At 52.1% G+C, this 19,613-nt stretch carries 23 protein-coding genes; 9 read left to right on the plus strand and 14 right to left on the minus strand.

Features of this window, described 5'->3' with window-relative positions; all coding sequences use genetic code 11:
* Positions 1 to 214 precede the first annotated feature (214 nt).
* On the plus strand, positions 215 to 772 hold the full coding sequence (locus WB371_RS13560) for a YtfJ family protein (RefSeq protein WP_336220589.1): 558 nt from the start codon (positions 215 to 217) through the stop codon (positions 770 to 772).
* Here WB371_RS13560 and cysQ read toward each other — a convergent pair.
* The gene (gene cysQ / locus WB371_RS13565; RefSeq protein WP_336220590.1) at positions 762 to 1,502 is read right to left on the minus strand and encodes a 3'(2'),5'-bisphosphate nucleotidase CysQ; all 741 of its coding nucleotides are present in this window, start codon (positions 1,500 to 1,502) and stop codon (positions 762 to 764) included. The genes WB371_RS13560 and cysQ overlap by 11 nt on opposite strands.
* A 188-nt stretch (positions 1,503 to 1,690) precedes the next feature.
* Here cysQ and cpdB point away from each other — a divergent pair, with 188 nt between their 5' ends.
* Positions 1,691 to 3,634: a 2',3'-cyclic-nucleotide 2'-phosphodiesterase gene (gene cpdB / locus WB371_RS13570; protein ID WP_336220739.1), complete on the plus strand. Its 1,944-nt coding sequence runs from the start codon at positions 1,691 to 1,693 to the stop codon at positions 3,632 to 3,634.
* 38 nt (positions 3,635 to 3,672) lie between these two features.
* On the opposite strand, the gene WB371_RS13575 is transcribed toward cpdB, so the two are convergent.
* Positions 3,673 to 4,053, minus strand: a complete 381-nt coding sequence (locus WB371_RS13575; RefSeq protein ID WP_336220591.1) for a helix-turn-helix domain-containing protein — start codon at positions 4,051 to 4,053, stop codon at positions 3,673 to 3,675.
* 88 nt (positions 4,054 to 4,141) lie between these two features.
* On the opposite strand from WB371_RS13575, the gene WB371_RS13580 reads away from it, so the two are divergent.
* From WB371_RS13580 to ytfE, 4 genes are all read left to right on the plus strand, one after another.
* Positions 4,142 to 4,996 (plus strand): SDR family oxidoreductase, encoded by an 855-nt coding sequence (locus tag WB371_RS13580; RefSeq protein WP_336220592.1) that lies wholly within the window; start codon positions 4,142 to 4,144, stop codon positions 4,994 to 4,996.
* 74 nt (positions 4,997 to 5,070) lie between these two features.
* Positions 5,071 to 5,895 (plus strand): AraC family transcriptional regulator, encoded by an 825-nt coding sequence (locus WB371_RS13585; RefSeq protein ID WP_336220593.1) that lies wholly within the window; start codon positions 5,071 to 5,073, stop codon positions 5,893 to 5,895.
* A 76-nt stretch (positions 5,896 to 5,971) separates the two neighbouring features.
* Positions 5,972 to 6,943 (plus strand): DMT family transporter, encoded by a 972-nt coding sequence (locus tag WB371_RS13590; RefSeq protein ID WP_336220594.1) that lies wholly within the window; start codon positions 5,972 to 5,974, stop codon positions 6,941 to 6,943.
* Positions 6,944 to 7,029: 86 nt separating this feature from the next.
* The gene (gene ytfE / locus WB371_RS13595) at positions 7,030 to 7,692 is read left to right on the plus strand and encodes an iron-sulfur cluster repair protein YtfE (RefSeq protein WP_336220595.1); all 663 of its coding nucleotides are present in this window, start codon (positions 7,030 to 7,032) and stop codon (positions 7,690 to 7,692) included.
* A 91-nt stretch (positions 7,693 to 7,783) separates the two neighbouring features.
* Here ytfE and cycA read toward each other — a convergent pair whose 3' ends face one another.
* Together cycA and fklB are read right to left on the minus strand one after the other, a co-directional pair.
* A complete protein-coding gene (gene cycA, locus WB371_RS13600) occupies positions 7,784 to 9,193 on the minus strand; it encodes a D-serine/D-alanine/glycine transporter (protein WP_336220596.1) in 1,410 nt (469 codons plus the stop codon).
* A 322-nt stretch (positions 9,194 to 9,515) separates the two neighbouring features.
* Positions 9,516 to 10,136, minus strand: a complete 621-nt coding sequence (gene fklB, locus WB371_RS13605) for an FKBP-type peptidyl-prolyl cis-trans isomerase (protein WP_336220597.1) — start codon at positions 10,134 to 10,136, stop codon at positions 9,516 to 9,518.
* Between the two features lie 218 nt (positions 10,137 to 10,354).
* Here fklB and WB371_RS13610 point away from each other — a divergent pair, with 218 nt between their 5' ends.
* Positions 10,355 to 11,005: an OapA family protein gene (locus WB371_RS13610; RefSeq protein ID WP_336220598.1), complete on the plus strand. Its 651-nt coding sequence runs from the start codon at positions 10,355 to 10,357 to the stop codon at positions 11,003 to 11,005.
* An 87-nt stretch (positions 11,006 to 11,092) separates the two neighbouring features.
* Here WB371_RS13610 and WB371_RS13615 read toward each other — a convergent pair whose 3' ends face one another.
* The 6 genes from WB371_RS13615 to WB371_RS13640 all read right to left on the minus strand — a co-directional run bounded on the left by WB371_RS13615 (position 11,093) and on the right by WB371_RS13640 (position 14,523).
* On the minus strand, positions 11,093 to 12,016 hold the full coding sequence (locus WB371_RS13615) for a DMT family transporter (protein WP_336220599.1): 924 nt from the start codon (positions 12,014 to 12,016) through the stop codon (positions 11,093 to 11,095).
* Positions 12,017 to 12,160: 144 nt separating this feature from the next.
* Positions 12,161 to 12,610: a 50S ribosomal protein L9 gene (rplI, locus tag WB371_RS13620; RefSeq protein ID WP_012907347.1), complete on the minus strand. Its 450-nt coding sequence runs from the start codon at positions 12,608 to 12,610 to the stop codon at positions 12,161 to 12,163.
* Positions 12,611 to 12,651: 41 nt separating this feature from the next.
* Positions 12,652 to 12,879, minus strand: coding sequence for a 30S ribosomal protein S18 (gene rpsR / locus WB371_RS13625; protein ID WP_000135199.1), 228 nt, complete (start codon positions 12,877 to 12,879; stop codon positions 12,652 to 12,654).
* 4 nt (positions 12,880 to 12,883) lie between these two features.
* The gene (gene priB / locus WB371_RS13630) at positions 12,884 to 13,198 is read right to left on the minus strand and encodes a primosomal replication protein N (RefSeq protein WP_096758558.1); all 315 of its coding nucleotides are present in this window, start codon (positions 13,196 to 13,198) and stop codon (positions 12,884 to 12,886) included.
* A gap of 6 nt (positions 13,199 to 13,204) precedes the next feature.
* Positions 13,205 to 13,600 carry a 30S ribosomal protein S6 gene (rpsF, locus tag WB371_RS13635; RefSeq protein ID WP_001216673.1) on the minus strand — a complete coding sequence of 132 codons (396 nt, stop codon included), beginning with the start codon at positions 13,598 to 13,600 and terminating at the stop codon, positions 13,205 to 13,207.
* A 158-nt stretch (positions 13,601 to 13,758) separates the two neighbouring features.
* On the minus strand, positions 13,759 to 14,523 hold the full coding sequence (locus WB371_RS13640) for a TSUP family transporter (protein WP_336220600.1): 765 nt from the start codon (positions 14,521 to 14,523) through the stop codon (positions 13,759 to 13,761).
* Between the two features lie 300 nt (positions 14,524 to 14,823).
* Between WB371_RS13640 and yjfY the strand changes: the two genes are divergently transcribed.
* Complete coding sequence (gene yjfY / locus WB371_RS13645) at positions 14,824 to 15,099, plus strand: DUF1471 family protein YjfY (protein WP_336220601.1); 276 nt, start codon at positions 14,824 to 14,826, stop codon at positions 15,097 to 15,099.
* A 142-nt stretch (positions 15,100 to 15,241) separates the two neighbouring features.
* On the opposite strand, the gene WB371_RS13650 is transcribed toward yjfY, so the two are convergent.
* From WB371_RS13650 to ulaA, 4 genes are read right to left on the minus strand one after another with little or no spacing between them, the layout of a single operon-like run.
* On the minus strand, positions 15,242 to 15,892 hold the full coding sequence (locus WB371_RS13650) for a 3-keto-L-gulonate-6-phosphate decarboxylase UlaD (RefSeq protein ID WP_336220602.1): 651 nt from the start codon (positions 15,890 to 15,892) through the stop codon (positions 15,242 to 15,244).
* 13 nt (positions 15,893 to 15,905) lie between these two features.
* Positions 15,906 to 16,373 carry a PTS ascorbate transporter subunit IIA gene (gene ulaC, locus WB371_RS13655; protein WP_336220603.1) on the minus strand — a complete coding sequence of 156 codons (468 nt, stop codon included), beginning with the start codon at positions 16,371 to 16,373 and terminating at the stop codon, positions 15,906 to 15,908.
* 9 nt (positions 16,374 to 16,382) lie between these two features.
* Complete coding sequence (gene ulaB, locus WB371_RS13660; RefSeq protein WP_336220604.1) at positions 16,383 to 16,688, minus strand: PTS ascorbate transporter subunit IIB; 306 nt, start codon at positions 16,686 to 16,688, stop codon at positions 16,383 to 16,385.
* Between the two features lie 15 nt (positions 16,689 to 16,703).
* Positions 16,704 to 18,101 (minus strand): PTS ascorbate transporter subunit IIC, encoded by a 1,398-nt coding sequence (ulaA, locus tag WB371_RS13665; protein WP_336220605.1) that lies wholly within the window; start codon positions 18,099 to 18,101, stop codon positions 16,704 to 16,706.
* 352 nt (positions 18,102 to 18,453) lie between these two features.
* Here ulaA and ulaG point away from each other — a divergent pair, with 352 nt between their 5' ends.
* Positions 18,454 to 19,518, plus strand: a complete 1,065-nt coding sequence (ulaG, locus tag WB371_RS13670; RefSeq protein WP_336220606.1) for an L-ascorbate 6-phosphate lactonase — start codon at positions 18,454 to 18,456, stop codon at positions 19,516 to 19,518.
* The last annotated feature ends 95 nt before the right edge of the window (positions 19,519 to 19,613 follow it).

Below are 19,613 nucleotides of genomic sequence, written 5' to 3' on the forward strand. Positions count from 1 at the left end.
AGCGTGTATAAGTTTATTTACCTTTTCATTACAGTTAATCAGAATTCTCTCTGATTCACGGTGGTGTATTCAGTATAAGCCGTCGTTTTCCGCAGGATTTGTGCGCGCGTCCGCAAACTGGCATCACTCTTGCGGGAAAAATCATCATTCGCACATATGATTAAAAGCAGACCCAAGTGGTCGGATCACCTGCAAACAATAAGAAGGAAACACCATGAGCTTACGTAAGATTCTGGCGCTGGCGTGCCTGTTAGCGCCAATGATGGCTTCCGCCCATCAGTTTGAGAAGGGCCAGCGCGTCCCGCCTGTTGGGATTGCCGATCGCGGCGAACTGATTCTTGAGAATGATAAATTCAGTTATAAAAACTGGAACAGCGCGCAATTGCCCGGGAAGGTTCGAATCCTCCAGCACATTGCCGGCCGCACCTCCGCCAAAGAGAAAAATGCCACACTGATTGAAGCGATCAAAGCAGCGAAACTCCCCCATGATGTTTACCAGACCACGACGATCGTCAATACCGATGACGCGATCCCCGGTTCGGGTATGTTTGTTCGCAGCAGCCTGGAGAGCAATAAAAAGCTCTATCCGTGGTCACAGTTCATCGTCGACAGCAATGGCGTGGCCCGTAAAACATGGCAGCTTGATGAGGAGAGCTCGGCGATCGTGGTACTTGATAAAGATGGCCGTATCCAGTGGGCAAAAGACGGGGCGCTAACCCAGGAAGAGGTGCAGCAGGTCATTGCCCTGCTGCATAAACTACTCAATAAATAGAGACCCTAAAGCCGGGGTTAAGGAACGATTCACGCGGGGTGTAATCCAGCGTCTTACCCTGCCAGTCGTGAACGTGCGCCCCGGCAGCTGCGGCAACCGCGTGACCTGCGGCGGTATCCCAGACGTTGGTAGGGCCAAAGCGCGGATATAATTGCGCCTGCCCTTCTGCCACCAGACAGAACTTCAACGACGAGCCAATTGACGTCGTCTGGTGCTCCCCTAACTGCTGTAAATACTCTTTCAGTTCATTGTCCGTATGGGAACGGCTGATCACCACCAGCGGCGGGCGCGCGTCGCGTACCTGAATTTGCTTACGCACATTGCACTCTTCTTTCCAGGCCTTGCCGTCCGCAGCGCTGTACATCACCTTCATGACCGGCGCGTACACCACGCCCAGTACCGGTTTACCGTTGTCGATAAGCGCAATATTGACGGTGAACTCACCGTTGCGTTTGATGAACTCTTTCGTGCCATCCAGCGGATCGACCAGCCAGTAACGCTGCCAGTGCTGGCGTACATCCCAGCCAGGCGGATCTTCTTCCGAGAGCACCGGAATGTCCGGCGTCAGTTGCGTTAAGCCTTCAAGGATGACGGCATGCGCGGCGATGTCAGCGGCGGTGACCGGAGAATCATCCTGCTTACAGGCAATCTCCATCGGTTTGACTCCATCATAGACCTGCATAATGGCATCGCCCGCGTTCCGTGCAAGCTGGCATACATGTTCTAACATTCTCCACCTCGTTTATGGCAGTGGCGTTAACTCATTGTTTTACTTATACCCTATCAAAGGCGATTCCGCCAACTGTGATAGTGTCTGCGGTTTTGCTGGCTAAACTGATGCATGATTCACAGTTCTGTAATCAAGAACATTTATATACATTTTCTTTTGTGGCTTAGCTCTTAAAAGGATGCCCTATGATGATTAAGTTTAGTGCAACGCTCCTGGCCACGCTGATCGCAGCCAGCGTGAATGCCGCGACCGTCGATCTCCGGATAATGGAAACCACTGATTTGCATAGCAACATGATGGATTTCGATTATTACAAAGACAGCACAACCGAAAAATTCGGACTGGTACGTACCGCCAGCCTGATTAACGCGGCCCGTCATGAAGTCAAAAACAGTGTGCTGGTCGATAACGGCGATCTGATTCAGGGCAGCCCGCTGGGCGACTATATGGCGGCAAAAGGGCTGGAGAAAGGCGATGTTCATCCGGTCTATAAGGCGCTGAACACACTGGATTATGCCGTTGGTAACCTGGGCAATCATGAATTCAACTACGGCCTGGATTATCTGCAAAAAGCCCTGGCTGGCGCGAAATTCCCGTACGTTAACGCTAATATCATCGACGTTAAGACGCAGAAGCCGCTGTTTACGCCTTATCTGATTAAAGAGACCCGTGTCGTCGATAAAGACGGTAAGCCGCAAACGCTTAACATCGGCTATATCGGTTTTGTTCCGCCACAGATCATGACCTGGGATAAAGCGAACCTGAGCGGCAAAGTGACGGTAAACGACATCACCGAAACGGCGCGTAAATACGTCCCGGAAATGCGCCTGAAAGGGGCGGATGTCGTGGTCGTGATTGCCCACTCAGGACTTTCCGCTGACCCGTACCAGAGCATGGCGGAAAACTCCGTTTACTACCTCAGCGACGTGCCCGGCGTGGACGCGATTATGTTTGGTCATGCCCATGCGGTCTTCCCCGGTAAAGATTTTGCCAGTATCAAAGGCGCAGATATCGCCAACGGCACGCTGAACGGCATTCCTGCGGTGATGCCGGGCATGTGGGGCGATCATCTGGGCGTGGTGGATCTGGTGCTTAATAACGACAGCGGTAAATGGCAGGTCACGCAGGCGAAAGCCGAAGCGCGACCGATTTACGACGCCGCCGCGAAGAAATCGCTCGCTGCCGAAGACAGCAAACTGGTGGATATTCTGAAAGCTGACCACGATGCGACCCGCGAATTCGTCAGCAAACCGATCGGCAAATCCGCCGATAACATGTACAGCTATCTGGCGCTGGTGCAGGACGATCCGACCGTTCAGGTCGTTAACAACGCGCAGAAAGCGTATGTCGAACACTTTATTCAGGGCGATCCGGACCTCGCAAAACTGCCGGTACTTTCCGCTGCCGCCCCGTTTAAAGTGGGGGGACGCAAGAACGATCCGGCCAGTTTTGTGGAAGTTGAAAAGGGTCAGTTGACCTTCCGTAATGCCGCCGACCTCTATCTGTATCCGAACACGCTGGTCGTGGTCAAAGCCAGCGGTAAAGAGGTGAAAGAGTGGCTGGAGTGCTCCGCCGGACAGTTTAATCAGATTGATATCCACAGCAGCAAACCGCAGTCGCTGATCAACTGGGACGGTTTTCGAACGTATAACTTTGATGTCATTGACGGCGTGGACTACCAGATTGATGTCTCACAGCCCGCGCGCTATGACGGTGAGTGCCAGATGATAAACCCGAAAGCGGAACGGATTAAGCATCTGACTTTCAACGGCAAACCTGTTGATCCGAATGCCATGTTCCTGGTCGCCACCAACAACTATCGCGCCTACGGCGGCAAGTTTGCCGGCACTGGCGACAGCCACATTGCCTTTGCCTCACCGGATGAGAACCGTTCTGTGTTGGCAGCGTGGATTAGCGCTGAATCTCAACGCGCCGGTGAAATTCATCCGGCAGCCGACAACAACTGGCGTCTGGCACCGATTCACAGCGACAAAAAACTGGATATCCGCTTCGAAACGTCGCCGGGTGATAAAGCCGCCGCGTTTATCAAAGAGAAAGGCCAGTATCCGATGAAAAAAGTCGCCACCGATGATATCGGCTTCGCGATTTATCAGATGGATTTAAGCAAGTAACGTTTATGCCGGATGGCAACACGCCATCCGGTCACGTTTTACGCCACCCGCGCTTCCCGTTGCGATAAAACCTGCGGCAAATTCAGCTCAATCCAGTCCGCCAGCGCAGCGACTTTGTCGCTTATCTCCTCACCCAGTGGGGTCAGACTGTACTCTACGTGTGGCGGCACAACCGGATAAGAGACCCGGTTGATAAATCCATCCAGCTCCAGCGCCTGTAACGACTGCGCCAGCATTTTTTCACTCACACCGCCCATTTTACGGCGCAAATCGCTGAAACGGTGGGTACCGTCACGCAATGCCACAAGGATCAATACTCCCCAGCGACTGGTCACATGCTTTAACACCTCACGCGACGGGCACTGCTCAGCAAATAAATTGCCGTCTCGCAACTGTTGAGAAAGCGTCGGTGTTGTCATTTCATACTTACCTTTTTGTACGTACTTACTAAAAGTAAGTTTAAGTGTTAGCGTGATAAAACACAAGCGACAGAGTAAGGAGTCATCCATGATTGCAATTACCGGTGCCACCGGCCAGTTAGGCCAGCACATTATTGAAAACCTGCTAAAAACCGTATCTGCCCGTGAGATTGTGGCGATAGTACGCAACCCGGCGAAGGCCACCGCATTAAGCCAACAGGGGATCACCGTTCGTCAGGCGGACTATAGCGACGAAGCCGCATTCACCCGGGCATTGCAGGGTATCGATAAGCTGCTGCTAATTTCCTCCAGCGAAGTGGGACAGCGTGCTGTTCAGCACCGCAATGTCATTAATGCCGCCAGGATCGCAAAGGTGAAATTTATCGCTTACACCAGTCTGCTGCATGCAGACCGTTCTCCACTCGGTCTGGCGGACGAGCATGTGGCGACGGAAAAGATGCTGGCAGACGCCGGTATTGCCCACGCGCTGCTGCGTAACGGCTGGTATACCGAAAACTATCTGGCCAGCGCCCCTGCTGCGCTGGAGCATGGCGTGTTTATCGGCGCCGCTGGCGAGGGCCGAATTGCCTCTGCAACCCGTGCGGATTATGCCGCTGCTGCTGCACAGGTCATCAGTACAGAAGGCCATGCCGGTCACGTGTATGAACTGGCGGGTGATGAAAGCAGGACGTTGAGTCAACTGGCTGCTGAACTGAGCAAACAGAGTGGTAAACAGGTCGTCTATCAGAACCTCAGCGAAGCTGATTTCGCTGCAGCGCTGAAAAGTGCCGGTCTGCCTGCGGGTCTGGCAGATATGCTGGCAGACTCCGATACCGGAGCGTCAAAAGGCGGTCTGTTCGATGACAGCCATACGCTGAGCAAACTGATTGGCCGCCCGACAACCTCGCTGGCAGAGAGCGTCAAAGCCGCCTGTAAGTGTTAAAAATTGGTTAATTGTGGTGGCATCCCCGCGCATCCTCTCAGATAATGAGAGGATGATGTGTGGGGAGAAATCACGTGCAAGGTGTACCTGAACAGTTTAGTGATGAGAAAGACAGCGCCCGCTTTCGCCATCTGGCGCAGGTTCCGGGCGTTGAGCTGTACCACGCGCATATTTCACGCTACGCCTTTGAACCACACACCCACGAAGCGTTCGGCGTTGGCGCAATCGAAGCCGGAGCCGAACGCTTTCGCTATCGGGGTACGCAGCACGTGGCCCCGGCCCATTCAGTCGTCACCATGAATCCGGATGAGCTCCATACCGGCGAAGCAGAAACCGCCGACGGCTGGCGTTACCGGATGATCTATCTGGAACCCGATCTGCTGGAAGAGGTCACCGGGATCCGCCACTGGTGGTTTCATGACGTTACACGTCACGATCCGCAGCGCTCCCGCCAGATCTGTACGCTGATCCACGGCCTATGGCATACCGACGATCCGCTGGCGCAAAAAGGGCTGCTGTTAGATCTGATCGAGACCTTTCAACCGCTGGCACGCCATGCGCCGGTACGTCAGGAAGGGGCGCATCGCTTTGAACGCGTACGCGACTACCTGCATGACAACTATATGCGCCCGGTGACGCTCGACGAACTGGCGCGCGTCGCCGCGCTGAGCCCCTGGCACTTTCAGCGTCAGTTCAAAGCCCATTTCCATGTCACCCCCCATCAGATGTTGATGGCGATTCGGCTGTGGCGCGCGAAAGCCTTCCTGACTCTCGGAATGCCCGCGGCGGATGTTGCCGCCGCGACAGGTCTCACCGATCAATCCCATCTCACTCGCGCATTTACACACCGCTATGGCATTACCCCGGTGCGTTACCAAAAACAGGTTTACCCACGATAATGCGCAATCTCATACAATACGCGCGCATTTTCCCTGCCTACACTCTTCGCACTGTTCAATGATGTGGATGTAAAAAATGATTAGCGGTGTGCTGTACGCTCTGCTGGCAGGGCTGATGTGGGGATTGATATTTGTCGGGCCGTTGATCGTACCGGAATATCCCGCGGCATTACAGTCAATGGCGCGCTATCTGGCTCTTGGTCTTATCGCCCTGCCGCTGGCCTGGCTCGGACGCGTTCGTTTGCGACAGCTTGCGGCGAAAGACTGGGTGACGGCGCTGACGCTAACCATGATGGGCAACCTGATTTACTACGTCTGCCTTGCCAGCGCGATTCAGCGTACCGGTGCGCCGGTTTCCACGATGATCATCGGTACACTGCCAGTTGTGATCCCGGTATTTGCCAATCTGCTGTATAGCCATCGCGACGGAAAACTCTCCTGGCGGCGACTGGCGCCCGCGCTGGTGTTGATAGGTATTGGCTTGCTGTGCGTCAACATCGCCGAACTCAATCAGGGCGTGCCTGATTTTAACGGCTGGCGTTATGGGTCAGGCATCGCACTGGCTGTGGTTTCCGTGGTGTGCTGGGCCTGGTATGCACTGCGCAATGCCCGTTGGTTGCGGGAAAACCCGGATAAACATCCGATGATGTGGGCAACGGCGCAAGCGCTGGTCACACTACCGGTGTCCCTGGCAGGCTATCTCGTCGCCTGTCTCTGGTTACATGGACAAACACCCGATTTCGCTTTGCCGTTCGGCCCCCGTCCTGGGGTATTTGTGGGGCTGATGATCGCCATTGCGGTGCTGTGCTCATGGGTGGGCGCGTTGTGCTGGAACATTGCCAGCCAGCGTTTACCGACGGTCATTCTTGGCCCGTTAATTGTTTTCGAAACGCTGGCGGGCTTACTGTATACCTTTATTTTACGTCAGGAACTTCCTCCGGCGCTGAGCGTAAGCGGCATCGCGCTGCTGGCGATCGGCGTCGTCGTGGCGGTCAAAGCGAAACCAGAAAAACCGCGCGTGATTCCGCTTTCTGAGCCGGGCAGTTAATCCGTCCCCCCCCCAAAAGGGTTATGGTGCTGGCTTAAAGTTGCATTTAAAATGCAATTTATATCATTAAGAATGAGGTAACGGCTATGGCTTATCGCGATCAACCATTAGGTGAACTGGCGCTCTCTATACCACGCGCTTCGGCTCTGTTTCGCAAGTACGATATGGATTACTGCTGCGGCGGTAAGCAGACGCTGGCGCGTGCTGCCGCCCGTAAAGAACTGGATATTGACGCCATTGAAGCGCAACTCGCCCAACTGGCGAAACAGCCGGTAGAGAAAGACTGGCGCGCCGCACCGCTGGCCGACATCATCGATCACATCATCGTGCGTTATCACGACAGACACCGCGAGCAACTGCCGGAACTTATTCTACAGGCCAGCAAAGTGGAACGCGTTCATGCCGACAAGCCCAACGTACCGAAAGGGCTGGCGAAATATCTGACCATGCTGCATCAGGAGCTTTCAAGCCACATGATGAAAGAGGAACAGATCCTGTTCCCGATGCTCAAACAGGGGTTGGGCAGTCAGGCAATGGGGCCGATTAGCATTATGGAAAGTGAGCATGATGAGGCGGGCGAACTGCTGGAAGTGATCAAGCACACGACCCATAACGTCACCATTCCACCAGAAGCCTGTACCACCTGGAAAGCGATGTACAACGGCATTAATGAACTGATCGATGACCTGATGGAACACATCAGTCTGGAAAATAATGTGCTGTTCCCGCGGGCGTTAGCGGGGGAGTAAACAAAGCGCCCGGTGGCGCTAGCGCTTACCGGGCCTACGGGAACCAGACTTTTTGTGGCCGGATAAACGCTAGCGCCATCCGGCAATCGAATTAACGAACGCCTGCCATCCGCTTCTTACCAATCATCAGCCACCCCAGACCCAGCGCGATAAACCACAGCGGCGTCACAATCAGCGCCTGACGGGTGTCGTCTTCCAGGGTCAGCAGCACCAGGACGAACACGAAAAACGCCATGCACACCCAGCACATCACTTTACCCAGCGGCATTTTGTAGATCGATTTCTCATGCAGATGCGGGCGCTGTTTGCGGTACACCAGATATGAGCACAGGATGATGGTCCAGACGAACATAAACAGGATCGCTGACACCGTGGTGATCATGGTGAAAGCGCCAATTACGCTGGGATTGACGTACAGCATCACCACCCCGCCCAACAAGCAGATACAGGAGAAGGTCAGCCCCTTCGCCGGAACCGCGCGTTTAGACAGTTTGGCGAATGCTTTAGGCGCCACGCCCTCCTGCGCCAGCCCAAACAGCATGCGGCTGGTGGAGAATACGCCGCTGTTTGCTGAGGAAGCCGCAGACGTCAGAACCACGAAGTTAATCACGCTGGCCGCAGCAGGCAGGCCGACCAGGACAAAGAGTTCAACGAACGGGCTCTTTTCCGGCACCACTGAACTCCACGGCGTCACCGACATAATGACGATCAGCGCGAAGACGTAGAACATGATGATACGAATCGGAATCGAGTTAATCGCGCGTGGCAGCGATTTCTCTGGATCTTTGGTTTCCGCCGCCGTTGTCCCGACCAGTTCAATCCCCACAAAGGCGAACACTGCAATCTGGAAACCGGCAAAGAAGCCGCTAATACCTTTCGGGAACCAGCCGCCGTCATTCCACAGGTGAGTAAATGACGCTTCTACGCCGGTTGGCGACTGAAAGTGCATGGCAATCATTACCAGCCCGACAATGATCAGCGACACGATGGCGACGATTTTGATCATCGCGAACCAGAACTCCATCTCACCAAACATTTTCACGGTGGCGAGGTTAAGGCTCAACAGGAGAATGACCACCGCCAGCGAGGCAACCCAGTCGGAAAGACCGGGGAACCAGAACTGCGCATAGGCGGTAATGGCGACGACATCCGCCATTCCGGTAACGACCCAGCAGAACCAGTAGGTCCAGCCGGTAAAATACCCGGCCCAGGGTCCCAACAGATCCGAAGCAAAGTCACTAAAAGATTTGTATTCCAGATTCGAGAGCAGCAATTCACCCATTGCCCGCATCACGAAAAAGAGCATGAAACCGATGATCATATACACAAAAATGATCGACGGTCCGGCGAGGCTGATTGTTTTACCCGAGCCCATAAACAGGCCGGTACCAATCGCGCCACCAATGGCGATAAGCTGAATATGCCGGTTTGTAAGATTGCGCCGTAGCGACTGTTCAGTCGATGCCTCTTCGTCGGCAGCGACTTTAACCTGATCTACCATGTTTTATTCTTCCTGTACCTGTCTGTGTTGTGCAGGCTCTGCGGCCTTTAATGCGTCTGTTGTGTATCTCTATGATACGACGATCCTCTCTTCGGGACTCATCGATATTAGGTAAGAATCGGCGGGATGAATACTAAGATTTAAATATAATGTTAATTTTATGTTTAAAGTGAGTGTCATATCACTCTGGTAACGCGAATTAGCTCACAAAAATACACGCAACGGATGCATTTGCAAGATAAAATGCCGACATTTGGCAAGGAAGTGGTTTTATTGCGTATTTTCTGTTCCCCCCGGAGTTGAGGGGAACAGAAGTCACTGCTTACAGGATTTCCAGCAGCTCGACATCAAACACCAGGGTGCTGAACGGCGGGATAGCAGCGCCAGCGCCACGTTCACCGTAAGCCAGTTCCTGCGGGATCGTCAGTTCCCATTTCGAGCCAACCGGCATCAGGGTCAGCGCTTCAATCCAGCCCGGAATAACCCCGTTTACCGGGAATTCAGCCGGTTCGCCACGCGCAACAGAGCTGTCAAAAACAGTGCCGTCAATCAGTTTGCCTGTGTAGTGAACACGAACGCGGTCAGTACGAGCCGGAATTGCGCCTTCGCCCTGTGTCAGGACACGGAATTGCAGACCGGATTCCGTGCTGTTCACACCGTCTTTCTCACGGTTCTGTTCCAGATATTTAACGCCATCCGCAGCCATTGCCTGGAAACGCTCGCGACGCGCGGCGTCCGCGCGCTCATGAATTTCACGCAGTGCGCGGTGTACCACATCAACGGGCACAGCAGGCTGTTTGCCTTCCAGCGCGTCAGCAATACCTGCAACCAGCGCTTCAGGCAACAGCCCTTCCAGTCCGGATTCGCTCAGTTGCTGTCCTACCTGCAAACCAATGCCGTAGCTTGCTTGCGCTTCGATAGTGTCAAAAGTCGGGGTTGCCATCGTATTTCCTTTCATCGGATATTAAGTAGCGGGCAGCATAACAGTCACGCCTCTTCCGGTAAAATGTTGTGTCGGGGAGGATGACAAATCACGGCGAAAAAGAAACAATAGAGATATTCCGTATGAATGTGTCAAAAGCGGGTAACATCACGAACATCATAGCGTTAGCTGTCTATACTCTATGATTGAGGAACGAGACGCGGAGCAGGAGGAAAGCCATGCCCGGGCGCTTTGAATTAAAACCAACCCTGGCGAAAATCTGGCATGCACCGGACAATTTTCGCATTATGGATCCGCTTCCCCCGGCGCACCGCCGCGGCATTATTATTGCGGCTGTTGTGCTGATTATCGGCTTCCTGCTTCCCTCAAGCGATACAAACGATGCGCCAGCCGTCACCCGCGACGCGCAGTTGGATCTCCAGTCACAGTCTCAACCACCGACAGAAGCACAGCTTCAGGCGCAGCTTGTCACCCCGCAAAACGATCCGGGACAAGTCGCTCCCGTCGCGCCGGAACCCATTCAGGAAGGCCAGCCAGAGGAACAACCTCAGGCACAGCAGACGCAAACACAAACTCAGCCTTTCCAGCAGGAAAGCGGTATTGAACAGCAGTGGCGCTCCTATCGCGTAGAGTCGGGTAAAACGTTAGCGCAACTGTTCCGTGACCACGGGCTGCCACCGACTGACGTTTACGCTATGGCACAGGTTGAAGGCAGCGGCAAACCGCTCAGCAACCTGCAAAACGGGCAAATGGTGCAGATTCGCCAGAATGCCAACGGCGTGGTGACCGGACTGACTATCGATACCGGAAACAATCAACAGGTCCTGTTTACCCGTCAAGCCAACGGTAGCTTTATACGCGCACGTTAACGCATATTGCCGCAGTCTTGTAGGCCTGATAAGCGCAGTGCCGGATGGCGGCTTTGCTTTCTCCGGCCTACAAATGTGCTGCTGGCATTACCGCTTCACCCGATTAACCCATCCGATCCCCGAACATACCAGTACCAGCGCCAGGGCGTATTTCCATTCGAGGATATTCTCACCGAGGAAAATCGCAGACAGAACCGCGCCAGAAACCGGGATCAGGAAGTTAAACGGCGCGATCATCCCCACGCGATTGTATTTGAGTAAAATACTCCACAGCGCAAACGCCACTGACGAGAGCAGCGTCAGATAACCGAGAATGGCGACAGACGCGAGCCCGTGAACGGTTAGCGAACCGCCAAACGCATAGCCTCCCAGCACTAAAACCACACCGCCAAAGCCTAACTGGTAACCCGTCATGACCGTCGGATCCACCGTCTGCGAAATACGCTTACCGTACAGCGTCGCGGCAGAAAGAATAAACGCGGCCAGCACGATCGAGCCATCGCCTGCCAGATTAAAGCTAAAATCCATCAATCCACTGTTAAAGTTCACCACCATCACGCCAATAAAGCCAAGAATGCAGCCCAGCGTTTTGTTGTAGCTCAGTTTGTCATTCTGGTAGATGAAGTGCGCCAGCAGCACGCTGAAGAAGGTTCCGGTGGCGTTCATGATTGAGCCTTTCACCCCCGTGGTAAACGCCAGCCCAATGTAAAAGAAGATATATTGCAGCGAGGTCTGCGTCAGCCCCAGCATCGACAGTTGTCCGAACTGGCGAGCGCTCAGTCGACCGATGGGTTTGCGTTGTGCGAGCGCCAGCAAGAGCAGTAACAGGCCGGCAAAGAAAAAACGATATCCGGCGAAGACAATTTTAGAGGGGATATCATCGGTGGCAATCTGGAAGATCTCATAACCGCTTTTGATCGCCGGGTAAGCACTGCCCCAAAGCAGACAACAAAACGCAGCACTCATCCAGACAACGTTTTTACGCGCAAACAAAGGTTGCGGGGTATCCATTCATCACCACAGTGAAATTATGTTTCATTTTTGGTGATTATCCCGAAAAGGAAAAAGAATAGCCAGAGCGAATAATGGGGCATCGAGAAAAGCAAAACGCCGACACAAGGCCGGCGTTTCGTACGAGGTTGTCAGAATAAAAACTTATTCTGCAACAACGTTAATGGTCAGCTTAGCGAATACTTCGCTGTGAACCTGGAAGTTCACTTCGTGCTCACCAGTGGTACGCAGAACGCCGTTCGGCAGACGAACTTCGCTCTTAGCCACTTCAACGCCAGCCGCAGTAACAGCGTCAGCGATGTCGCGAGTACCGATGGAACCGAACAGTTTACCTTCGTCGCCTGCTTTAGACGCGATAGTAACGGTTTCCAGTGCGTTGATTTTCTCTGCGCGTGCATTTGCAGCAGCCAGAACGTCAGCCAGTTTAGCTTCCAGTTCAGCGCGACGTGCTTCGAAGTATTCAACGTTTTTCTTGGTAGCAGGAACAGCTTTACCCTGTGGTACCAGGAAGTTACGAGCGTAACCCGCTTTAACGTTAACCTGATCACCCAGGCTACCCAGGTTTGCTACTTTATCAAGCAGAATAACTTGCATTACCTTATCCTCTCAAAGTCGTATTAATGGACCGTGACCGATTACTGATGACGATCAGTGTACGGCAGCAGAGACAGGTAGCGAGCGCGTTTGATAGCGCGAGCCAGCTGACGCTGGTATTTTGCACGGGTACCGGTGATACGGCTTGGGACAATCTTACCGCTTTCGGTGATGTAGTTTTTCAGCGTAGCGATATCTTTATAGTCGATCTCTTGAACGCCTTCCGCGGTGAAACGGCAGAACTTGCGACGACGGAAATAACGTGCCATATGGCTAGTCTCCAGAATCTATCAATTCAATCTGCTCGGCATGCAGAACCATTTTGCTCAGGCCGTTCTTTGCCTTATGGCAAGAGATGAACCCCTGAACGGTCACTGCGCTACCGACCGTTATACTGTGAGTAATGGCCTGGTTTTCGTGTCCGCTAATAATAACGGGCATTTGGCACCACGCCTGCCGGTGAAACCCGGCTTCCTCCTGCACAGAACGGTGCTCAAGCACGAACTGGCAGTGCGGAATTCCTGATGGACTGACCTTTCGAAGGGGGGTCCTGCACACGGTGCCGGACAACACCAGACGGTTGGTCATCAGAAATTACTCTTCAGAATCCCCAGCTTCAGCATCATCTGCGGTTTCGTTTGCGAAATCATCGCGACGCTCACGGCGCTCGTCTTTCGCTTTAACCATCGGAGATGCTTCGGTAACAGCGTGCTTAGTACGCATTACCATGCTGCGGATAACGGCGTCGTTGAAGCGGAAAGTTGTTTCCAGCTCATCGATCACTTCCTGCGGCGCTTCAACGTTCATCAGAACGTAGTGAGCTTTGTGCAGTTTGTTGATCGGGTAAGCCAGCTGACGGCGACCCCAGTCTTCCAGACGGTGGATCTTGCCTTCTGCACCAGTGATGGCAGCAGAGTAACGCTCGATCATGCCCGGAACCTGTTCGCTCTGGTCAGGATGGACCATAAAAACGATTTCGTAATGACGCATCGAATTGCTCCTTACGGATTATTCAGCCTCCTGTCTGGGTCAGCCGCGGCCCGTGGAGGCAAGGAACGTGTTAAAGGGCGGCTGAAAAATGACGCGTCATAATACTGGTGTCAGCCGGTAAACTCAAGGTGATTGTATGAATATTTGTCAGGGCAGCATCAATACATATCCAGCAGCATTTTGACGCTGATACAGATGGAGACAATGACGATCATTGGCCGGATAACTTTCTTACCCCGCGTGATAACAACCGATGCGCCAAGACGTGCGCCGAGCGATTGCCCCACAAACATCACTAACCCCAGCGACCAGATCATCTTGCCGCCAAAAATAAAGAACAGGATAGAGGCAATATTGGAGGCGAGGTTGATGAAGTTCGAGTGAATTTGCGCCTTATCGATGCTGTAACCCCACAGTAAGATGTAGCACAGTGTATAGAAGGAACCGGCCCCCGGGCCGAGAAAACCATCATAAAACCCCACGCATCCACCGCCAACCAACGAAAAAAGAAACAACGAGACCTGCTGTTTCTTTTTGGGCTCACTGAGATTAGGCGCAAAGATAAAATAGATTGCCACCGCAATGATCAGCACCGGCAACAGTTTTTTCAGTAATTCAGGCTCAATGAACTGGATAAGCGTCGTCCCCAGCGCCGACCCGATAAAGGCGGCGAAAAAGACAGACTTATGCTGCTGAACATTAATATGCCCGCGACGCAGAAAGTAGATCCCCGAGGTCAATGAACTGCCCAGAGCCTGAATCTTATTGGTCGCCAGCGCATTGGCTGGCGGCAACCCTGAGAGCAATAGTGCCCCAATCGATAAAAACCCGCCGCCGCCTGAAACCACATTAATAAAACCCGCTATCAGCGCCACCATAAACATAATGGCGAAGTAGCTGAAATCCACGAATGAAGTATCCATATCTTTTTGCCTTATTATCATAAAGTTAACTTTATGTTTCGCCTCACTATAAGCGGCGATGAACGGCAGCGATATTGACGATTCGGTAAGTGTTCTTGCCAGAAAAACAGGTATTTTTAGTCACAACGAAACGGGCTAGCCACTTGTTTACGCTCAGAAAGAACGGATCGCGGTAATTTTTTGAACAACTGCATCAGAAATGGTCGCTATCGACCGGCAAAGTAGCGATTAAAATTAAATCAGACGTTATCGACTAACAGGAGAAATCGCTAGCCAGAATCAGCTGTCGAGGAGGTAGGTATGCGAATTCGTTTTGTCACCCTTCTGGCGGGACTTTTACTCAGTGCGAATGCACTGGCCGCCATAGAAATTGACCACCAGCAAGCCAGAAACATGGATGATGTGCAGAGCTTAGGTGTGATTTATATCAATCATAATTTCGCCACTGAAAGTGATGCAGAAAAGGCACTGAATGAAGAGACTGACGCGCAAGGCGCACAGTACTACCACACAATCCTGATTCGGGAACCCGGTAGCAACGGCAACATTCACGCCAGCGCAGATATTTATCGCTAGCACCAGGAAAGCCCAACGAAAATAAAGCCATCGTTTGACTTGCCCCCTGTTCAGGGGGCTTTTTTACCTCAAAGACTCCATAACCTGAGTAATTTTTCTCATAAATACCAAGCGGATTCTGTTCCGAAAGCATATCCGCTCCTTACCCCCATAGTTCTGCAATGGCGCGTTTGAACTGGCGGGCCGCTTCTACCGGGGATGCGGCGTCTCGGATGCTACGACCAGCAATAAAGACATGAACAGGAATGCCTGTGAACAGCGGCAGATCGTCCAGTGCCAGGCCCCCCGTCACGGTAACTTTAAAGCCCATATCAGACAGACGTTTGATGGCGCTGATATCTGCCTCGCCCCACGCGATGCCAGCGGCCTGCGCATCACGGCTACGATGATAAACAACCTGCTGAATACCGGCTTCACGCCACGCTTGCGCTTGCGCCCAGGTCCAGTGTCCGGTCAGTTCAATCTGTACGTCGCCGTTAAATTCTCTTGCCACTTCCAGTGCGCCTTTGGCAGTGTTGATATCCGCACAGCAAATCACGGTAACCCAGTCCGCATTTGCCTCAAAGCACATCCGGGAGAGGATTTTCCCGGCATCGGCAATCTTAGCGTCTGCCAGCACAATTTTATGTGGATAGAGGGCTTTTAAATCCCGGACCGCACGAACGCCTTCACCAACGCATAAAATTGTGCCCACTTCGATGATATCAACCTCCTCCGCAATCAGACGGGTCGACTTGTAGGCATCAGACAGCGTTTGGTTATCCAGTGCGACTTGCAACATGGGTAATGACATATCCATTTCCTTCTCAGACGTTGACCACATTGGAGCGGTCAATTAAATCAAGGACTTCCTGCTCGGTTCGACAGGCTCGTAAACGTTCAAAATTGGCTTCATCTTCAAACAAATTCACGATCTGCATGATGCCAACTTCCTGGTGGGTGCTGGCATCTACCGCTGCCATAGTGATAAGAATATCGACCGGATCGTTATCCTCATGGTTAAACGCCAGCGGTGTTTTCAGCGTCACCAGCGCAAACCCCGTTTTTTTGACGCCCTCCTCCGGGCGACCATGCGGCATGGCCAACCCCGGCGCGAGGACAAAATATGGGCCATGTTGTTCTACCGCATCCAGAATGGCCTGGTAGTAGCGAGACTCGACCACATCGGCTGCCACCAACATATCGACACCCATTTTCACCGCCTCCTGCCAGGTCTTAGCTTCAGCCTGCAAACGGATGGATTTATTTTCTGCCAACGAATCACGTAATTTCATGGCATATCCTTACTTCACATCCTGCGGAAAATGCGCATTGATCACTTCCAGCAGTTTTGGGCCAAAATCAGCAGGCGACAGCATATTGCGCACCCCAACCACATACTTGTTGCCGGTCACACTAATCTCACCGGCGATATGCGTAGAGGCGATAATAATGTCCGCGCCGCCAAGTTCGCTTTTGTACTCACCCACTGCGCAACTGTTTACCGTGTGGTCAATGTTCGATTGCGTCAAAAACTGGTCCACTTTCATTTTCATGATCATGGAGCTTCCCTGTCCGTTGCCACATACAGCCAGAATACGTACGGTCATAGTCAAAACTCCTTATTAAGCAGAACGTTCTGCCAGTTGTTTTTTTGCATCTTCTTCAGCTCGTAGCGTGCGCCCTGCGTAGACCATATACACCAGTGCAATCACAATGATGACGGCCATGAAGGCGATACCAACAGAAAAGAAACCCTGCATCATTGGCGGAGCCAAAATCGACCAATCCGCCATCCCCATCCAGGCGCTCATGCCGGTCAATTTCACCGCCCAGACGCAGCCAAAAATTTCTATCATGCCCATCACCAGGCAGATCTTCAGCGCGGCACGCCAGCCGCCAAAGTGGTTTGCAAAAACACCGATAGTGGCGTTAGAGAAAAACATTGGGATGAAACCAGGAATGATCAGAATGGAAGAACCGCAACCCACCAGAATGCCAACCGCGATCAGTTGACCAATGGTGCCCCACATAAAGCCCCAGACCACTGCATTCGGCGCGAAGCTATAAATCGCCGCGCAGTCAATCGCCAGTACCGCCCCCGGGATCAGGCGTTGTGAAATCCCGTTAAACGCTTCAGACAACTCGGCAACAAACATTCGCACCCCTTGGGTGATAATGAAAATCGCCACGGCGAACGAAAAGCCAGTTTGCAGGATATACACCGTCCAGTGCACTTTACCTGCCATTGCCTGCACTGTATCAATACCAAACGAGAGCAGAATGGCGCCAAAGAAAAGCGTCATGACAATCGCCGTCGAAACGATGTTGTCATGGAAGATATTCAGCCAGCCAGGTAACTTAAGGTCTTCAACGCTTTCTTCTTTTTTCCCCAGATAAGGCGCGATCTTCCAGGCAATCCAGGAGGCAAACTGTTGCTGGTGACCAATTGAGAAACCGCAGCCATCGGTCACCTCCTGCGTTGGCTTATACATCATGTTGGAGGTAATGCCCCAGTACAGAGAGACCAGCACGGCAGTACAGATAATCGTCGTCCACATCGGATAACCGAAGATGTAAAAGGAAACCGCGATCAAGCCGGCCTGCTGAAACATGATGTGACCGGTAAGCATGATGGTGCGAATACCGGTAATTCGCCGCAGCAGGACATAACAAATGTTCAGCGCCAGAGCCAGAAGTACCGCGTATCCCACCCAGCTATAGGCGTCGCCCATCCGATCGATGGTGGCCATCATTGAGGCGTAGGTGTCGGAGATCGCCCCGTTAATGCCATACACTTCCGACATTTTGGCCACCACCGGCTTAAATGTGCTGGTCAAAATGCCCGAGCCTGCCTGTAACAACATGAAACCAATGATGGTTTTGATCGTGCCTTTGATGATCACGCTAACGCTTTTGCGTAGCAGGATATAGCCCAGGCAGGTCACAATGCCCAACAGCAGTGGTGCATTGGTCATTACCTGATTAAAGAAGACGGTAAAGATGTTGTAGAGGATCTCCATAACTCTCTCCAAATAGGGAAAACGCAGAGTCATCCCTGTGTGGTGGGTGACATCACTCTAGTAATCACAAATAATCACGTAAAGATCAAATTTGACTATTTGTGACGCATCACGCAAATTATTTCCCTTCTGTTAATGATGACTTTCATTTTAACCAACACTTAAAATTAAACATTTAAATTCATCAAGTTAAAGAAAGACAAAGAAATTAAACCCGATTTTTTCAGAAAATAAGTCATGAAAAACAGACAAAACACGCTAATCACCCCATTGAAAAATGACAAAAACGGTGCAAACATAAATCACAACAAATCATCATGTGATTAATTATGACTAATACAGGAATAAAACGATGAGCAAAATTGACACGATTACCCGTGAATCATGGATCCTGAGCACCTTTCCTGAATGGGGAAGCTGGCTGAATGAAGAGATCGAACAGGAGCAGGTTGCGCCTGGCACATTTGCAATGTGGTGGCTGGGCTGTACCGGTATCTGGCTAAAATCTGAAGGTGGGACGAATGTGTGCGTCGATTTCTGGTGCGGCACCGGAAAACAAAGCCATGCGAACCCGTTAATGAAAACGGGGCATCAGATGCAACGCATGGCTGGCGTGCAAAAATTGCAGCCGAATCTGCGCACAACTCCATTTGTTCTCGATCCTTTTGCGATTCGACAGATAGACGCAGTCCTGGCGACTCACGATCATAACGATCATATTGACGTCAACGTTGCCGCAGCCGTAATGCAAAACTGCGCTGACGACATACCATTTATTGGCCCACAAACATGTGTGGATCTTTGGATTGGCTGGGGTGTGCCGAAAGAACGCTGCATCGTCGTCAAACCGGGTGATGTAATAAAGGTTAAAGACATTGAAATTCATGCGCTTGATGCCTTTGACAGGACGGCATTGATCACGCTTCCTGCGCAGCAGAAAGCAGAAGGCGTTTTACCTGACGGTATGGATTTACGCGCTGTGAATTATCTGTTCAAAACACCGGGCGGTACGCTGTATCACAGTGGTGACTCGCACTATTCGAACTATTACGCGAAGCATGGCAACGATCATCACATTGACGTAGCGCTGGGTTCTTACGGTGAAAACCCTCGCGGAATCACCGATAAAATGACCAGCGCTGACATACTGCGTATGGCGGAAGCTCTGAATACTAAAGTGGTGATCCCATTCCATCATGATATCTGGTCAAATTTCCAGGCCGATCCGCAGGAAATCCGTGTGCTGTGGGAGATGAAAAAAGATCGTCTGAAATACGGCTTCAAACCCTTTATCTGGCAGGTTGGCGGTAAGTTTACCTGGCCTTTGGATAAAGATAATTTTGAATATCACTACCCACGTGGCTTTGACGACTGCTTCACGATGGAGCCGGACCTGCCGTTTAAATCCTTCCTGTAATCCGCGAAATGCCGGGAAGCTCCTGGCATTTTTGCATTTACCTTAGTATTTCCAGGCTATTTCAAATATCATCTTTTAAAATCATTTTGTATCGG

This window comes from Citrobacter amalonaticus (assembly GCF_037053465.1).
Lineage (GTDB): Bacteria > Pseudomonadota > Gammaproteobacteria > Enterobacterales > Enterobacteriaceae > Citrobacter_A > Citrobacter_A amalonaticus_H.

Coding starts and splice junctions, on each gene's coding strand:
- WB371_RS13560 (WP_336220589.1), top strand. CDS start 215: ATGAGCTTACGTAAGATTCTGGCGCTGGCGTGCCTGTTAGCGCCAATG.
- cysQ (WP_336220590.1), bottom strand. CDS start 1,502: ATGTTAGAACATGTATGCCAGCTTGCACGGAACGCGGGCGATGCCATT.
- cpdB (WP_336220739.1), top strand. CDS start 1,691: ATGATTAAGTTTAGTGCAACGCTCCTGGCCACGCTGATCGCAGCCAGC.
- WB371_RS13575 (WP_336220591.1), bottom strand. CDS start 4,053: ATGACAACACCGACGCTTTCTCAACAGTTGCGAGACGGCAATTTATTT.
- WB371_RS13580 (WP_336220592.1), top strand. CDS start 4,142: ATGATTGCAATTACCGGTGCCACCGGCCAGTTAGGCCAGCACATTATT.
- WB371_RS13590 (WP_336220594.1), top strand. CDS start 5,972: ATGATTAGCGGTGTGCTGTACGCTCTGCTGGCAGGGCTGATGTGGGGA.
- ytfE (WP_336220595.1), top strand. CDS start 7,030: ATGGCTTATCGCGATCAACCATTAGGTGAACTGGCGCTCTCTATACCA.
- cycA (WP_336220596.1), bottom strand. CDS start 9,193: ATGGTAGATCAGGTTAAAGTCGCTGCCGACGAAGAGGCATCGACTGAA.
- fklB (WP_336220597.1), bottom strand. CDS start 10,136: ATGGCAACCCCGACTTTTGACACTATCGAAGCGCAAGCAAGCTACGGC.
- WB371_RS13610 (WP_336220598.1), top strand. CDS start 10,355: ATGCCCGGGCGCTTTGAATTAAAACCAACCCTGGCGAAAATCTGGCAT.
- WB371_RS13615 (WP_336220599.1), bottom strand. CDS start 12,016: ATGGATACCCCGCAACCTTTGTTTGCGCGTAAAAACGTTGTCTGGATG.
- rplI (WP_012907347.1), bottom strand. CDS start 12,610: ATGCAAGTTATTCTGCTTGATAAAGTAGCAAACCTGGGTAGCCTGGGT.
- rpsR (WP_000135199.1), bottom strand. CDS start 12,879: ATGGCACGTTATTTCCGTCGTCGCAAGTTCTGCCGTTTCACCGCGGAA.
- priB (WP_096758558.1), bottom strand. CDS start 13,198: ATGACCAACCGTCTGGTGTTGTCCGGCACCGTGTGCAGGACCCCCCTT.
- rpsF (WP_001216673.1), bottom strand. CDS start 13,600: ATGCGTCATTACGAAATCGTTTTTATGGTCCATCCTGACCAGAGCGAA.
- WB371_RS13640 (WP_336220600.1), bottom strand. CDS start 14,523: ATGGATACTTCATTCGTGGATTTCAGCTACTTCGCCATTATGTTTATG.
- yjfY (WP_336220601.1), top strand. CDS start 14,824: ATGCGAATTCGTTTTGTCACCCTTCTGGCGGGACTTTTACTCAGTGCG.
- WB371_RS13650 (WP_336220602.1), bottom strand. CDS start 15,892: ATGTCATTACCCATGTTGCAAGTCGCACTGGATAACCAAACGCTGTCT.
- ulaC (WP_336220603.1), bottom strand. CDS start 16,373: ATGAAATTACGTGATTCGTTGGCAGAAAATAAATCCATCCGTTTGCAG.
- ulaB (WP_336220604.1), bottom strand. CDS start 16,688: ATGACCGTACGTATTCTGGCTGTATGTGGCAACGGACAGGGAAGCTCC.
- ulaA (WP_336220605.1), bottom strand. CDS start 18,101: ATGGAGATCCTCTACAACATCTTTACCGTCTTCTTTAATCAGGTAATG.
- ulaG (WP_336220606.1), top strand. CDS start 18,454: ATGAGCAAAATTGACACGATTACCCGTGAATCATGGATCCTGAGCACC.